This window comes from Levilactobacillus suantsaii, assembly GCF_014069315.1.
GTDB lineage: Bacteria > Bacillota > Bacilli > Lactobacillales > Lactobacillaceae > Levilactobacillus > Levilactobacillus suantsaii.
Genome location: NZ_CP059603.1, coordinates 1,956,938 through 1,973,335 on the forward strand (window position 1 = coordinate 1,956,938; position 16,398 = coordinate 1,973,335).

The 16,398-nt window shown below is 53.5% G+C and carries 14 protein-coding genes; 13 read left to right on the plus strand and 1 reads right to left on the minus strand.

The features are described from left to right. The first annotated feature begins 13 nt into the window (after positions 1 to 13). The 10 genes from H3M12_RS09075 (at position 14) to H3M12_RS09120 (ending at position 9,810) form a co-directional block, all read left to right on the plus strand. A complete protein-coding gene (locus H3M12_RS09075) occupies positions 14 to 610 on the plus strand; it encodes a YpmS family protein (RefSeq protein ID WP_129031450.1) in 597 nt (198 codons plus the stop codon). 20 nt (positions 611 to 630) lie between these two features. After that, complete coding sequence (locus tag H3M12_RS09080; protein ID WP_129031449.1) at positions 631 to 852, plus strand: YozE family protein; 222 nt, start codon at positions 631 to 633, stop codon at positions 850 to 852. Positions 853 to 863: 11 nt separating this feature from the next. Continuing rightward, on the plus strand, positions 864 to 1,733 hold the full coding sequence (gene ylqF, locus H3M12_RS09085; protein ID WP_129031448.1) for a ribosome biogenesis GTPase YlqF: 870 nt from the start codon (positions 864 to 866) through the stop codon (positions 1,731 to 1,733). After that, on the plus strand, positions 1,717 to 2,499 hold the full coding sequence (locus H3M12_RS09090) for a ribonuclease HII (protein ID WP_129031447.1): 783 nt from the start codon (positions 1,717 to 1,719) through the stop codon (positions 2,497 to 2,499). The genes ylqF and H3M12_RS09090 overlap by 17 nt, the downstream gene beginning before the upstream one ends. A gap of 41 nt (positions 2,500 to 2,540) precedes the next feature. After that, positions 2,541 to 3,434 (plus strand): DNA-processing protein DprA, encoded by an 894-nt coding sequence (gene dprA, locus H3M12_RS09095; RefSeq protein WP_129031446.1) that lies wholly within the window; start codon positions 2,541 to 2,543, stop codon positions 3,432 to 3,434. Positions 3,435 to 3,568: 134 nt separating this feature from the next. Beyond that, a complete protein-coding gene (gene topA / locus H3M12_RS09100; protein WP_182150645.1) occupies positions 3,569 to 5,680 on the plus strand; it encodes a type I DNA topoisomerase in 2,112 nt (703 codons plus the stop codon). Between the two features lie 223 nt (positions 5,681 to 5,903). Further along, complete coding sequence (xerC, locus tag H3M12_RS09105) at positions 5,904 to 6,845, plus strand: tyrosine recombinase XerC (RefSeq protein ID WP_129031444.1); 942 nt, start codon at positions 5,904 to 5,906, stop codon at positions 6,843 to 6,845. A 20-nt stretch (positions 6,846 to 6,865) separates the two neighbouring features. Further along, positions 6,866 to 7,408, plus strand: a complete 543-nt coding sequence (gene hslV / locus H3M12_RS09110; RefSeq protein WP_129031443.1) for an HslVU peptidase proteolytic subunit — start codon at positions 6,866 to 6,868, stop codon at positions 7,406 to 7,408. Between the two features lie 20 nt (positions 7,409 to 7,428). After that, positions 7,429 to 8,847, plus strand: a complete 1,419-nt coding sequence (gene hslU / locus H3M12_RS09115) for an ATP-dependent protease ATPase subunit HslU (protein ID WP_129031442.1) — start codon at positions 7,429 to 7,431, stop codon at positions 8,845 to 8,847. A gap of 87 nt (positions 8,848 to 8,934) precedes the next feature. After that, positions 8,935 to 9,810 (plus strand): aldose 1-epimerase family protein, encoded by an 876-nt coding sequence (locus H3M12_RS09120; protein WP_129031441.1) that lies wholly within the window; start codon positions 8,935 to 8,937, stop codon positions 9,808 to 9,810. A 132-nt stretch (positions 9,811 to 9,942) separates the two neighbouring features. Here H3M12_RS09120 and plsY read toward each other — a convergent pair whose 3' ends face one another. Then, positions 9,943 to 10,569 carry a glycerol-3-phosphate 1-O-acyltransferase PlsY gene (gene plsY, locus H3M12_RS09125; RefSeq protein ID WP_225423481.1) on the minus strand — a complete coding sequence of 209 codons (627 nt, stop codon included), beginning with the start codon at positions 10,567 to 10,569 and terminating at the stop codon, positions 9,943 to 9,945. Between the two features lie 258 nt (positions 10,570 to 10,827). Between plsY and parE the strand changes: the two genes are divergently transcribed. The 3 genes from parE (at position 10,828) to H3M12_RS09140 (ending at position 16,372) form a co-directional block, all read left to right on the plus strand. Continuing rightward, positions 10,828 to 12,798, plus strand: a complete 1,971-nt coding sequence (gene parE, locus H3M12_RS09130) for a DNA topoisomerase IV subunit B (protein WP_182150646.1) — start codon at positions 10,828 to 10,830, stop codon at positions 12,796 to 12,798. A gap of 72 nt (positions 12,799 to 12,870) precedes the next feature. Next, positions 12,871 to 15,276, plus strand: a complete 2,406-nt coding sequence (gene parC, locus H3M12_RS09135; RefSeq protein WP_233449239.1) for a DNA topoisomerase IV subunit A — start codon at positions 12,871 to 12,873, stop codon at positions 15,274 to 15,276. 136 nt (positions 15,277 to 15,412) lie between these two features. Continuing rightward, complete coding sequence (locus tag H3M12_RS09140; protein ID WP_182150647.1) at positions 15,413 to 16,372, plus strand: LysR family transcriptional regulator; 960 nt, start codon at positions 15,413 to 15,415, stop codon at positions 16,370 to 16,372. Positions 16,373 to 16,398: the final 26 nt, after the last annotated feature.

A 16,398-nucleotide genomic window follows, 5' to 3' on the forward strand; every position in this document is an offset into this window, starting at 1 on the left:
GGTTTAATCAACAATGCCAGAACATCAGGCCACGCGGTCGCGTAACTGGTGGAAAATCAGTTGCCTAACTTTAGTCACGCTACTCGTTTTAGGCTTAATCGTGGTGGGAATTCAGGTCTTGCGGCCCGTAAAGGTCGCCTCAACCGCCCAGCCAACTAAGGGGGCCACCACCAACGTGAACGTGACCTTAAACAAGAAACAGGTCAACGCCTTAGCTGATTACTACGTCGATAAGTCGCTATCGGGCCAATCGATGAAGTACCGCTTTCAGGTCACCGACCACGCTCTTTTGACCGGCTCCACCAAGGTCTTAGGCGCCCACGTGAACTTTGCGTTACTCTTCAAGCCCAAGGTTTTGCCGTCCGGTAACGTGCGCTTGACCGCTCAAAAACTGTCGATTGGGTCGTTACCGGTGCCCGTCAGTTTCGTGATGAACTATGTCGCCAAGACCTATCCGTTACCCAAGTGGGTGGCCATGGACAGTGCCAACAAGACGGTGACCTTGCACTTGAACGCCATCGGCAACGGCAAGAAATTGTCGTATGCGGCGAAAAAAATCGATCTCTCCGGCAACGGGAAGTTCGTCTTCCAAGCCCGGATTCCCCAGTAATTCAGCAAAGGAGGCGCCTCATGCGCAAAACATTTTATCAGTTCTTAATGACGCAGCGCAATCCAGAAAGTTATGACCCGGTGGCGACGTTTGCTAACAACGCCTTTTATGACAGTGCGTTTCCCAAACAAGCCACGGATTTTGATGCGTTATCCAAATATTTAGAAGAAAATGCGGGGTACCTGCCGTCCATGACCATCTTCGATGATGCCTGGCGGCTCTACCAAGATTCACTCGCATAAGGAGTAATAGTATGAGTACCATTCAATGGTTTCCCGGCCATATGGCCAAAGCGATTCGGCAAATGGAAGAAAACATCCACCTAGTCGATATCGTGTTCGAACTAGTGGACGCCCGGATCCCGGCGGCTTCACGCAATCCCGAAGTTGCCCGTATTAGCGCTCACAAGCCCCATTTGATTATCCTCACCAAAAAGGACCTAGCCGACCCGCAGCAGACCGCCGCGTGGTTAGCTTACTACCGTGCGCAACACCAACCGGCTATCGCCATCGATTCGCGGGCCAACGTGACGCCCAAACAGATCACCAAACTAGCCTTGAACCTCTTGGCCGACAAATTAGCCGCCGAAAAAGATAAGGGTCTCAAGCCCCGTGCCATTCGGGCCATGACCGTGGGGGTGCCCAACGTGGGTAAATCTACGCTCCTGAACCACCTGGTTCGGCATAAGGCCGCCCAGGTCGGCGATACCCCCGGCGTGACCAAGGGCCAGCAGTGGTTACGGTCTAGTCAGCACCTGGAATTGCTCGACACCCCAGGAATCCTGTGGCCCAAGTTCAAGGACCAAGAGATGGCCCAAAAACTGGCGTTGACCGGCGCCATCAAAGAAAAGCTCTACGCCAAAGACGACGTGGCCTTGTTTGCCTTAGGCTTTTTCCGCCAGTATCACGTTGCGGCTTTGCAACAACGTTACCGGTTGAATGCCGCGGACCTTGAGCTCAGTGATGTCGACCTGCTATTAAAGATTACCGCCAATCTAGGGATGCGCGACGATTACGAACGAGCCAGTGAACGGTTGATCCTCGATGCCCGCCACCGAAAACTCGGCGGATTCACCCTGGACCGGGCGCCGAAAGAAGAGACTGCCGATGACCCAGACGCCTAAACGGCCCAGTTTAGCGACCTTGCGAGAAAATTTACGGACGGTCAGCGACCCGCAAGACCCGCAGTTAATCGCCTTGCAGGCTGATCCACGTAAGGGTGCCCAACAATTAGTGGCGACTATCCAGCGGCGGTTAGCGCGACAAGCGGCCGCCGAAGCCGCCTTTCAGGAGCGCTTGCACTACGAGCGGCGGTTTTGGGAACGAAATCTAGTGGTCGCGGGCATCGATGAGGTCGGTCGCGGCCCACTAGCCGGTCCGGTCGTGACCAGTGCGGTCATTTTACCACCAGATTTTGATGTCCCATTGGTCAATGATTCCAAACAATTGACGCCGCAGGAACGGGAACGCTTATATCCCATCATCTTGGAACGCGCCCAAGCCGTTAGTATCGGGGCCGCCAGCAGTGCGACCATCGACCAGCTCAACATCTATCAGGCCACCCGTCTCGCCATGCAACGTGCGGTGTTAGGCCTAGGGCTGGCGCCGGACCATTTGATTGTCGACGCCATGCAAATTCCGGTAGCGTTGCCCCAGACGCGCTTGATCAAGGGGGATGCCAAGAGTGCCAGTGTTGCCGCCGCTAGTATCGTGGCCAAGGTCTACCGGGACCATTTGATGGTGAGCTACGACCGTATCTACCCCGGCTACGGCTTTGCCAAGAACGCCGGCTACGGGACTGCGGAACATCTGGCGGGCCTAGATAAACTAGGGGTCACCCCGATTCATCGTCGGAGTTTTTCCCCGGTACGCCAAAGAATCACCGATTAATCACGGAGGTTAGTCCTAAAGACTTTTAGGAGGTGGGCAATATGCCCCTGACACCCCGTGATTTTTTACTGCGCTTAAGTTTACTCCCCGGTGTGGGTCGCCGCAGTGCACTTGCTTGTTGGCGCTGGCTACACGCACGACCCGCAGAAACGGTCATCACACCAACTAGCCTGGCAACTTTATTGGCCACCGTAAAGTTACCGGCCAAACAAACGGGTTTATTAACGGAACAATTATTTAGCGCTGACCTTGGCCAACGCGTCGCCGCCAACTTGGTCAACTGTCAGGCCTTGACCTTAGCAGACGTTGCTTACCCGGTCGCTTTGAAGGAAACCTACGAGCCCCCGATTGTATTGTATTTTCAGGGACACTTAGAAAATCTGCTGGCCCCTCAGCTCGCCGTCGTCGGGACACGGCACCTCACACCGTATGCCTTTCGGGCAATGCGAGCCGTGTTACCGGTCGTTAGTCGGCAGGGGGTGTGCCTCGTTTCGGGACTGGCTCAAGGCGTTGACACGTTGAGCCACCAGGTGGCTTTAGCCCACGGTGGGCCAACGATTGCGGTAGTGGGAACCGGGCTGGGCCGCGTTTACCCGGCAGCCAATCGTGGCCTGATGGCGGAGCTGGCAACGACCCAGTTGGTCCTATCGGAGTATCCCTTCACGGCGGGCCCGGCCAAGTACCACTTTGTGGAGCGCAACCGCATCATCGCCGGGCTGTGTCAAAGCGTTTTGGTGGTGGAAGCGGCCCACCATTCGGGGAGCTTGATCACCGCTAATTTTGCCCTGCAGGAGAACCGCAATGTTCTGGCCATCCCCGGAAATATCGACGGGTCGAATTCGGTCGGGACCAACGAATTAATCCTCGCGGGAGCTAAGCCAATCCTTAATTCGGAACATATAATGGAAGAACTTTTAGTTGACAAGCGGGCCTGACTTGAAATATTATGTGTTGGATTAAGAGTGAAAAGATTCGCGAGTCAACTACTCGCTGGATAAATAAAAAAATCGAGCCAGCCAGCCCCGATATCGTTAGGGTCTGGCCCGATTTATTGAGGGAGTAATGCGTATTGCCAACTACGGCGAAAACTAAAACCAGCACCCGGAAACGGAAAAAAACACCAAAAAAATTAGTGATTGTGGAATCACCGGCTAAAGCGAAGACCATTGAGAAGTATTTAGGCCGCACTTATAAGGTTATGCCCAGTCTTGGTCACGTACGGGATTTGCCTAAGAGTTCCATGGGCATCGATTTTGATCACGACTACGATCCCCACTACATCTCCATTCGGGGGAAGGGGGATGTCATCAAGGGCCTCCGTGCCGAAGCGAAAAAAGCTAAAGCGGTTTATTTGGCCTCTGACCCCGACCGTGAAGGGGAATCGATCGCCTGGCATCTGGCCCACATCTTGAATTTAGACGTGACCGATAAAAACCGGGTGACCTTTAACGAAATCACCAAGGATGCCGTCAAAGAAGCCTTCAAGACGCCACGGACCATCGATATGGATCTGGTCAACGCCCAACAGGCGCGGCGGATTCTTGACCGGCTCGTGGGATATTCGATTTCACCTTTGTTATGGAAAAAGGTCAAGAAGGGGCTTAGTGCCGGTCGGGTCCAATCGATTGCCTTAGCGCTGATCATCCAACGTGAAAATGAAATCAAGGCCTTCAATCCCGAAGAGTACTGGACCATCGATGGGGACTTTAAGAAAGGCCGGTCCCAATTTGGGGCCAACTTCTACGGGTTAAAGGGCAAAAAGTACGCCTTAAAGGATAGCGACGCCGTGCAGGCCATTTTAAGCCAGCTCGACCCAAGTCAACCCTTTAACGTTACCAACGTGGTCCGCAAAGAACGGAAGCGCTCGCCACAACCACCCTTTACGACTAGTTCGATGCAACAAGATGCCAACCGGAAGTTGAACTTCCGGACCCGCAAGACCATGATGGCCGCGCAACAGCTCTACGAAGGGATCAGCCTGGGCAAGGAAGGCACGCAGGGGCTGATCACTTATATGCGGACCGACTCTACCCGGATTTCCAGTCTCGCGAAGCACGAAGCTTCCACGTTCCTGCATGAAAAGTACGGCGCCGAATACGCGGCCACTAAACCCATCAAGGGAAAGTTGCCCGAAGGCGCTCAAGACGCCCACGAAGCCATCCGGCCGACCTCGGTCTACCGGACCCCGGCAAGTTTGAAGGACCGGTTGAACCGCGACCAATTCCGGTTATACCAATTGATTTGGAAGCGGTTCGTGGCCAGTCAAATGACTAACGCCGTGATGGACACCATGGCCGTGACCATCGAGCAAAACGGGGTCACGTTCCGCTCGAACGGCTCCAAGATGAAGTTCGATGGGTTCTTGAAGATCTATAAGGACGGTAAGGAAAAAGATAACTTGTTGCCCGAAATCGAAGTCGGTGACCAGATGACGCTGGCCAAGACCGACCCGGCCCAACACTTTACCCAGCCGCCAGCCCGTTACTCTGAAGCCAACCTGATCAAGGCGCTGGAAGAAAACGGTGTCGGCCGGCCGTCGACCTACGCGCCCACGTTGGACACGATTCAACGCCGTTACTACGTGAAGTTAGTCGGTCGGCGGTTCGAACCCACGGAACTGGGCGAAATCGTCGACAACATCATCAAAGAGTATTTCCCGGACGTGGTCAACATTGATTTTACGGCTAACCTCGAAAATGAGTTAGACGGTATCGAAGCCGGCCGCCAAGACTGGGTCAAGGTCGTCGATGACTTCTACAAGCCGTTCTCGACCGAGGTCGCTCACGCTGAAACTGCCATCGAAAAGATTCAGATCAGAGACGAACCAGCTGGTTTTGATTGTGACATCTGTGGGGCCCCGATGGTCATCAAGATGGGCCGTTACGGGAAATTCTATGCATGCTCGCGCTTTCCAGATTGCCGGAATACGAAGCCAATCGTCAAGGAAATCGGCGTGACCTGTCCCGTCTGCCACAAGGGCCAAGTCATCGAGCGCAAGTCGAAGAAAAACCGCATCTTTTACGGTTGCTCGCGCTACCCGTACTGTGACTTCGTGTCATGGGACAAGCCCGTTGGTCGGGATTGCCCCAAGGACGGCCACTACCTGGTCATGAAGAAGATTCGCGGCGGAAGCCAAATCGTGTGCCCGAACGGGGATTACGAAGAAGCGCCCCAGAAGTAGCGGCAGTGGTGAAGGCAACTGACGTCTAAGGACCACAATCAAATCGAAATTCTGCTCACATGGTGAGCACTAGAGGCGACCAGGACTGCGTTGAGCGGGCACTGGTCGCCTTTTGGGGTCTTAACGACGCCAATCGCCCGTCAGTCGGGGGAAATCGCGTAACGAGTTAGTTGTATTTTTAGAAATCGTTTGCTAGCATTACTAGTGCAGGAGGGGATGTCCCGTGAACGATGCGATTCAAAGCTTCATGACTTACCTGAAGGGGGAGCGGCAGTATTCGCCAGAGACCATCAAGGCCTATCGCGAGGACCTGACCGAATTTTGCCATTTTTTGGCGGCTAACGGGGGCGAAAAGCCCTGGGACAAGATCGACCAACTCGACGTGGAGGTCTACTTGAGCGATTTGTATGACCGCCACTATGCCCGGACGACGATTGCCCGCAAGCTCTCGACGTTACGGTCGCTGTACAACTTTTTACTCAGTAACGGTACGGTGAGCGACGACCCCTTTGCCTACGTTCGGCTGAAAAAACGGCAGGATCATTTGCCACACTTTTTCTATGAACGCGAAATGACCGCCCTGTTTACGGCGGCGGCCGCCAACCCCAATGCTCAGCTTGCCACACGGGATACCGCATTACTGGAGGTGCTGTACGGCACCGGGATGCGGGTCAGTGAATGCGTGAATTTAACGCTAACGGCCGTCGATTTCGATAACCGGATGCTGCTAGTTGAGGGGAAGGGCAACAAGGAACGTTACGTGCCGTTTGGCCACTATGCCAGCACGGCGCTAAAGACGTACTTGCAAGAGGCCCGCACGCCGTTGATGGCGCGGTATCAACAGCACCATGATTTCGTGTTTGTGAACCACCGTGGGCAACAGTTGACGCCGGCAGGGGTGACCTATTTGCTCAACCAAATCATGAAGCGCAGCACGTTAACGGCCGACATTCATCCCCACATGTTGCGGCACACATTTGCCACGCACCTGTTGAACCGGGGCGCCGATTTACGGTCCGTGCAGGAACTGTTGGGTCACAGCAGTTTGTCGACCACGCAGATTTACACCCACGTGACCCGCGAACACTTGCAACGCGATTACCGCAAGTTCTTTCCCCGGGCCACGGAGGACGCGCCTGACGCCCCCAACCCACGTTCTAAATGAGATAAGGAGATGGCAAAACTATGCCAGTAAAATTTGAAGCCACCACGATTTGTGCCGTTCGCCATAACGGTCATAACGCCATGGCCGGTGACGGTCAAGTCACCATGGGAGAAAAAGTCATCATGAAGGGAACCGCCCACAAGATTCGGCGGATCTATAACAATAAGGTCGTTGTCGGTTTTGCCGGCAGTGTCGCTGACGCCTTCAATCTCGAAGAGAAATTCGAGGGTCAACTCAATGAATACAGCGGTAACCTCCAACGGGCCGCGGTCGAATTGGCTAAGCAATGGCGCTCCGACCAATCCCTCCAAAAGCTGGAAGCTTTACTGATCGTCATGGATAAGGACGAAATGCTCTTAGTTTCCGGGTCTGGTGAAGTTATCGCCCCCGACGATGATATTTTGGCTATCGGTTCTGGGGGGAACTTTGCCTTGGCGGCTGCGACGGCCTTACACCACCACACCCCGGACATGACGGCTAAGGAGATTGCCGAAAGTGCCATCCACATTGCGGGCGGCATCGACATCTTCACTAACGAAAACGTGATTTCAGAAGCACTCTAAAAAAGCGAGGAATGAATACCGTGGATGCAATCAATAAAACACCAAAAGAAATCGTCGGTCTGCTCGACCAATACGTGATCGGGCAAGACGAGGCGAAAAAGGCCATCGCCATCGCGTTGCGTAACCGTTACCGGCGGATGCAACTCGATCCAGCGATGCAAGAAGAAATTTCACCGAAAAACATGCTGATGATTGGACCGACCGGGGTCGGGAAGACTGAAATCGCCCGCCGATTGGCTAAGATCGTGCACGCGCCGTTTACCAAGGTCGAAGCCAGCAAGTTCACCGAGGTCGGCTACGTCGGCCGGGACGTGGAATCCATGGTCCGGGACTTGGTCGAAGTGGCGGTCACCATGGAAAAAAAGGACCAGTTCAAAAACGTCCGGGCCGATGCCGTGCAGGCGGCCAACAAGCGGTTAGTTAAGCTGCTAGCCCCGGCTAAGAAAAAGGAGAACAAAAACAATAACAACGAGTTCGCCAACATGATGAACATGTTCTCCCAGATGCAGAACGGTCAAACGCCGACGATGCCCAACCAAAACGATGAGGAAGTCACGGACGACATCCGTAACGAACGCTTATCCTTAGCGGACCAACTTAACAAGGGCTTGCTGGAAAACCACCAGGTCGAAATCGAAATGGATGACCCCCAACAGGCCAACGCGACCGATAACAATATGTTGGGCCAAATGGGCGTCGATTTGAGCGATACCTTAGGCGCTATCATGCCGAAGAAGCGCATCAAGCGGACGGTCTCGGTTGCCGAAGCGCGGGAAATCTTGGTCGCTGAAGAATCCGAAAAATTAGTCAACGATGCGGATATCAATCACGCGGCCATCCAACGTGCAGAAAACACCGGGATCATCTTCTTGGACGAAATCGACAAGGTCACTAAGGGCAACAGCCAAAACAGTGGCGACGTTTCCCGTGAAGGGGTCCAACGGGACATCTTACCAATCGTTGAAGGCACGCAGGTCAAGACCAAGTACGGGGCCATCAACACAGACCACATCCTGTTCATCGCAGCGGGGGCCTTCGCCGAATCGAAACCGAGTGATTTGATTGCTGAACTGCAAGGCCGATTCCCGATTCGCGTGGAATTGAACGACCTGAGCAAGGAAGACTTCGTCAAGATTTTGACCGAACCTAACAACGCGCTGGTCAAGCAGTACATCGCGTTGATTGGCACAGACAACGTTAAGGTGACCTTCACCATGGAAGCCATTGAGCGCATCGCCGAACTGGCCTTTGAACTCAACCATGAGAACCAAAATATTGGGGCCCGGCGGTTACAGACGGTGCTGGAAAAACTCCTCGAAGACCTGCTCTACGAAGGCCCAGAGATGGGTACTGGTGACGTCACCATCACCGAAAACTACGTCAATGATAAGATCGGTGACATCGTTCAAAACAAGGACCTGTCCCGCTATATTCTGTAAGTTACAGCTAAAAATTTTGTTTTTTTACGCCCGGGCCATGGTGCCCGGGCGTCTACATATTTCGTCACAATAGTTGGAGGGACCTCAATGTTAACCATCAGCAATGAGTATTTAACGGTTTTAATCAATCCTTTGGGCGCCGAAGTCACCAGCGTCAAGGACAACGCCAGTCACTTGGAGTATATGTGGCAGGCGAACCCGGTCTACTGGCCACGCCATGCGCCTATCTTGTTTCCCATCGTGGGTCGGTTGCAGGATAATCAGTACCAAGTCAACGGCCAGACCTATCAGCTGACCCAGCACGGTTTTGCTCGGGATAATGAGTTTCGTCTCTGGTCACGGACACCCAGTTCGGTGACCTTACGTTACGCGAGTGATGACCAATCGAAGACCAAGTATCCGTTTGACTTCGCTTTGACCGTCAAGTACACGCTCACGGCCCATCAACTCAAAGTTGCCTTTACGGTGGACAACCCCAGTGACCAGACGTTGCCGTTCTCGTTAGGGGCCCACCCTGGCTTTAACGTGCCATTCGGGGATGTCTTCAACAAGTTCGAGGATTACCAGGTCACGGTGGCGCCCAAGCGGGTCTACCAACGGGTCCCGTTAGTCGGGCCATACAGTGATTCGACCCATTCAGTCCCGTTAGACCTCACGCACCCCTTACGCTTGAGTCACGACTTATTTGACCACGATGCCCAAGTGCTCACGTTGAACGACCAGGAGACCACGGTCATGTTGGGCACGCCCCGAGATGACCACGGTGTGGCATTGACCACTACGGCCCCGTATCTAGGCATCTGGTCGCCGTACCCGAAACAAGCGCCGTTCGTTTGTTTGGAACCTTGGTGGGGCTTAGCTGACGACGTGCACGCGACCGGTGAGTTGACCAGTAAGGTGGCCATTCAAAAGCTGGCTGCCCACGCACAGTTCAACGCGGGCTACCAGGTCACCTATTTCTAAGGTCACCTATTTCTAAAATCGACGTGAAAAAGGACCCAGAAAAATTTTCTGAGTCCTTTTTGACCGCCTAAAAAAGCGGTCCAGCCATCCCAGAAAGGATACTGAACCGCTGGTTAGTCACATTGACGATGTCTAGCCTTTCGAAGACCGGCGCCGAAACCCCCGGCCGAAGGGGACCATCGACTCGGTCCCTTGTCGGATCCGCCGAATGTTACTGCGATGCCGGTAAAAAATGAAGAGGGTAAGGATCAGCGCGATGCCCGTTAAATAAATATCGTGGAAAAATAGCGAAATCAAAGTAATCAACGTAAAGGCAATCATGCTGGCCAGACTCACCATGCTGGTCCAATAGATCAAGCAGACCCACAAGCCTGCAGCGATACCGAACATCAACGGGTTATAAGCGAGGAGCATCCCCGCAGACGTGGCGACAGCCTTGCCACCTTTAAAGTGGTCGAAGACCGAGACGGTATGGCCCAGGACCGCGAACAACCCGAACAGTAACGGGGTCGCGTGGCCTAAACCGGTCGTGACGTGGCCCCAAATCGGCAGTAAGGTCGCCACCGTGCCCTTGGCAATGTCCAAGACCATGACGACCGTCCCCGCATAGGGACCTAAGACCCGATACGTGTTGGTGGTCCCAATGTTACCGGAACCAGCCTGACGAATATCGGTTTTAAAGAAAGCTTTACCAATCCAGACCCCGTTGGGAATTGCCCCCAACAGATAGGCCACTATAAGTAAGCTAACGAGTTTCACAACACATTCCTCCGCTCTTGAGTACCGTGATGGGGTAAACCCACCACCAATTAAAGCTGTTTTATATTTTAGCATGTTTTTCCCAGAACGCCAATTATCCTTAGAGAACCTAGTTTTTTATCGGGTCGCTGTGGTATGATAATGTGGTTATGGCTACTCGTAGCGGTCTTTGACCACCTTTATTGAACATATGTTCGGGATGGGGTACACTAAGAGTATGCGCAAAAAAGAGTTTGGAAACGAAAGGGAGATTTACGTATGGCGAAAGCAAAACCAACTTACGACGATTCCTCCATTCAAGTTTTGGAGGGATTGGAAGCTGTTCGTAAACGTCCGGGTATGTACATCGGGTCGACCGACAGTCGGGGCCTGCACCATTTGGTCTATGAAATTGTCGACAACGCCGTGGATGAAGCCTTGGCCGGTTACGGGAAGGAAATCAACGTGACTATCCACGCCGACAACAGTATCACCGTGGTGGACCACGGGCGCGGGATGCCGGTGGGGATGCATGCCTCCGGGATTCCCACCCCAGAAGTCATATTAACGGTCTTACATGCCGGGGGTAAATTTGGCCAAGGGGGCTACAAGACCTCTGGTGGCCTGCACGGGGTCGGGGCTTCCGTGGTCAACGCCTTATCGAGTACGTTGACCGTCACCATCGTGCGCGATGGTGTCCGGTACCAGGAAAAGTTCGCCCAGGGCGGCCATCCCCAAGGGACGCTCACCAAATTAGGCAAGACGCGGGCGCACAACGGGACGACATTAACGTTCAAACCGGACCGAGAAATCTTCACCACCACGGTCTATAACTTCAATACCTTAGCAGAACGTCTGCGTGAATCGGCCTTCCTGTTGAAGGGCGTGAAGATCACCCTGACCGATGAACGCGCCGGACAAGAACGCGAAGAAGAGTACCACTACGAAGACGGCATCAAGGAATTTGTCAGTTACCTCAACGAAGACAAGGATACCTTAGGCGATATCCTGTACTTCGACGGGAAGAAAGATGGCATCGAAGTCGAGGTGGCCGCTCAATACAACGACGGCTACACCGAAAACCTACTGTCGTTCGTCAACAACGTCCGGACCAAGGATGGTGGGACCCACGAAGCGGGGATGCGTAGTGGCTGGACCAAGGCCTTCAACGAGTATGGGCGCAAGGTTGGCCTGCTCAAGGACCGGGACAAGAACTTAGAAGGCTCCGACATCCGTGAAGGATTATCCGCCGTGATTTCACTGCGGGTCCCAGAAAACCTCTTGGAATTCGAAGGGCAGACTAAGGAAAAACTGGGGACCCCCGAAGCCCGCACCATCGTGGATAGCATCGTGGCCGAACAACTGACCTACTTCCTGATGGAAAACGGCGACTTTGGTAAAATGTTGATTCGCAAGGCCACCCAGGCCCGCCAAGCCCGCCAGGCCGCCCGTAAGGCTCGAGACGAAAGCCGCAATGGGAAAAAACACAAGCGCCATGAGCGCCTGCTGTCCGGGAAATTAACGCCGGCCCAGTCGAAGAATTCGGCGAAGAACGAACTCTTCTTGGTCGAAGGGGATTCTGCCGGCGGCTCGGCAAAGCAGGGCCGAAACCGGAAGTTCCAAGCGATTCTCCCGTTACGGGGAAAGGTCTTGAACACCGAAAAGGCCAAATTGCCGGATATCATGAAAAACAAGGAAATCAGTACCATGATCTACACCATTGGGGCGGGCGTAGGAGCCGATTTCGACATCGACGCCGCTAACTACAATAAAATTATTATCATGACCGATGCCGATGATGATGGGGCTCACATCCAAATTTTGCTGTTGACCTTCTTTTACAAGTACATGCGGCCGATGATTGACGCCGGTCGGGTCTACATTGCTTTGCCACCGTTGTATCGGATTCAACGGACCGGCAAGAAGGCCAGCATCGAGTATGCTTGGACCAACGACGAACTCTTAGAAAAGACCAAGCATATCCCGACCCACGGTTACCACCTCCAACGGTTCAAGGGGCTGGGGGAAATGGATGCCAGTCAGTTATGGGAAACCACGATGGACCCCGATAACCGAACCCTGATTCGGGTGAAGATCGATGACGCGGCCTTAGCCGAACGGCGAGTCACCACGTTGATGGGGGACAAAGTTGAACCCCGGCGGAAATGGATCGAAAACAACGTTCAATTTACCCTCGAAGACGATGACCAGGACCTCATCACGGGGACCGAGTCTAAGGGCCAAGCCTAATTGCGCGGTGAAAGGAGTTAACAAGTCTTGAGTGAAGGACAAAAAATACAAGAATTAACGTTGGAAGAGGTCATGGGTGACCGCTTCGGTCGCTACTCCAAATCCATCATTCAAGAACGGGCCTTACCGGACATTCGTGACGGCTTAAAGCCCGTTCAACGGCGAATCCTGTTCGCCATGAATAAGGACGGCAACACCTACGACAAGGGCTTCCGGAAGTCCGCCAAGTCAGTCGGTAACGTCATGGGGAACTTTCACCCCCACGGCGATAGCTCAATCTACGAAGCGTTGACCCGGATGAGTCAGGACTGGAAGGTCCGCGAACCCCTCGTCGAAATGCACGGGAACAACGGCTCGATGGACGGGGATCCGGCGGCTGCTATGCGGTACACCGAGGCCCGGTTGAGTAAACTTTCGGGGGAAATGCTCCGCGACATTGAGAAGAACACCGTCGACATGACGTTGAACTTTGACGACACCGAGTACGAACCGACTGTCTTACCAGCGCGGTTCCCCAACCTCTTGGTTAACGGGGCCACGGGGATTTCAGCGGGGTACGCCACGGAGATTCCACCGCATAATTTAGGTGAGACCATCGATGCGTGCGTGTACTTATTGAACCATCCCCAAGCCACCTTGGCCGATTTGATGCAGTTCGTGGCCGGACCCGATTTTCCTACGGGCGGCATCATCCAGGGGAAAGATGGGATTATCCAGGCCTACAAGACCGGCCGCGGCCGCATTGAAGTCCGCTCGAAGACCACCATCGAACCCTTACGGGGCAACAAGAGTCAAATCATCGTCACGGAGATTCCCTACGAAGTTAACAAGGCCCAACTGGTCAAGAAAATCGACGAGATTCGCTTGACTAAGAAGGTCGAGGGCTTGGCCGAAGTCCGCGACGAGACCGACCGGGACGGCTTACGCATCGCAATCGAATTGAAACGGGACGCCGATGCCCAAGGAATTTTGAACTACCTGTTCAAGAACACCGAGTTACAGGTCACCTACAACTTCAACATGGTGGCTATCAACCATCAACGGCCAGAGCACGTGGGGCTAGTCGCTATCTTAACGGCCTATCTGGAACACCAACGCGATGTGATTACGCGCCGGACCAAGTATGATCTACAAAAGGCACTTGACCGGCAACAAATCGTCGAGGGGCTAATCAAGGCCTTATCCATCTTGGACCAGGTCATTGCGACGATTCGGGCCTCGAAGAACCGGCGGGATGCCCGGGACAATCTGGTCAGCACTTACGACTTCACCGAGAAGCAGGCCGACGCTATCGTGGCCTTGCAGCTCTATCGGTTGACCAACACCGATGTGACCCAGTTGGAAGACGAGGCCGCTAAGCTGGCGGCCGCCATTGAGACCGACCGGCAGATTTTAGCGGAGCCCAAGAAGCTCAATGCGGTCCTGCGAAAAGAACTCAAGGCCATCGCCAAAGAATACCGTAATCCGCGCCGAACGGCCATTCAAGACCAAATCGAAACGTTGAAGATCAAGACGGAAGTCACGGTCGCCGACGAAGACGTGGTGGTCATGGTCAGTCACGATGGTTACTTGAAACGGTCCAGCTTACGGTCGTATGCGGCTTCGGACGCCGCCGAAAACGGTTTGAAGGATGCGGATTATCCCATCTTTATGGCCCAATTGAGCACGTTGAGTCACTTGATGATGTTTACCAACCGGGGAAACTTGATCTACCGGCCGGTGCATGAAATCGCGGACGTCAAGTGGAAAGAGACTGGCGAACATCTCTCGCAGACCATTGGGTTGGAAAGCGATGAAGAAATCGTGGCGACCTACGCCTTTAGTTCCCTGGCCGAAACCGGACGCTTCTTGATTGCGACTAGCGATGGCTATATCAAGCAGACTGAATTTGCGACCTTGAAACCGGGCCGGACTTACAAGAAACGGGCAGCGGTCTACGAGAAGCTAAAGCATCCCGAAGCCCGCGTCGTGGCGGTGAAATATCTGGCTGAACCGACCGATGACCGGGGCGTCTTATTGGTTTCGCAAAACGGGTACGCGTTACGCTATTCGATTGATGAAGTCTCCGTCAACGGGGCCCGGACCACGGGGGTTCGCGCCATGGACCTGCGCGACGATGATCAGGTCGTTAATTTGGCGTTGGTCACTGACACTGACACTATCGCCTTAATCACGCAACGCGGTGGGTTTAAACGGCTAGCCATGACAGAACTGACGGTCACCAGTCGGGCTCGGCGTGGGGTCTTGATTCTCCACGAACTCAAGCGTAATCCACACCGAGTCGTCGACTTCTTGCGGGTCCCAAGTGAGAACCCAGCGCTAGAGATCATCACGGACCGGGAACGGACCCACGATGTCTTGCCGACGGACCACCCATTGAGCGGTCGGTATTCCAACGGCTCATTCGTGGTCGACACGGACGTCGAGGGAACGCCAATTCAGTTACGTCTGAAGCCCATCGAACTAGTTGTCAGTTAAGCCAGTATAAATGCTTTTATAAGCAGAATTAGTTGCGCTTTCAGTCCCCGCAGGCTATCATTGTGAGTAATGGTAACCATTAGGCTAACGAGTGCTCCGAGATTGCTCGGCACTCCGGTCATAAGGAGAAAAAGCGATGAAGACCAAACAGGAAAGTATTTTTTCTTCCAAAACTTTAACGTATTTTTTACAGCTGGCTGAAACAATGAATTATACCCAGGCGGCGCAGATTTTAGGCATTACGCAACCCGCCTTGACCCAGCAGATCAAGAAACTCGAGCGGACGGTCGGCGCCCCGTTGTTTTATTCCGTCGGCAAAAAGCTGCGACTGTCGGACGCGGGCTACACTATGCTGAACGCGACGCACGAAATCTACGGGATTTTAAATCAGGCGACCGATCAGATTCAGCAAGCCACGAGTGCCACCCAAGGTGAGATCAACATTGGCCTGTTGGCCTCCATCGAAGACGCAGTGTTCGAGGACTTCGCGATTATGTCGTACCAGAACAACCCTGGGATTCGGATTTCGTTTTACATGTTGACCCGGAAAGAAATTTGGGAACAACTGGAAAATAACCGTATCGATTTGGCCATCATGTATTTGCCAGACGATTCGATCAAGAATTGGAAACCTTACGATTCCAAGAAGATTATTTCCGATGACCTGTTGTATATCCACCACGATGAGCAGCTGGCCAAGAAACGGCGCATCAAGTTTCAGGATACCACCAACGGGCCGTGGGTCATGTATCCAGAGGGCTACTATTTGAACCAAACGTTGCATGAAGCTTACAAGAACCAGTTGGCCGATTTTCCGAAGAGCGTCGATAACTTCACCACGCCGTTACAGCTTTTGCATTTTTCAATGCAGACGCAAGCGGCAACGGCTTTGCCCAATTCGTTTATGATTGGTCAAGATGAACTGCCCGACACCTGGACGGCGCACTTTGACCCCAACATCCGCTTTGATTTAGCCTTTGTCTTTCGCAAGGGCAAAGCGGAGATCCCGCGGATTAGCCATTTTCTGGCCCAATTCGACCGGTACTTGCATACCGATGACTACATCTCGCGGCTCAAACAATTGCGTAACAACTAAGCTACACTTAAACTAATCTCGTTAAA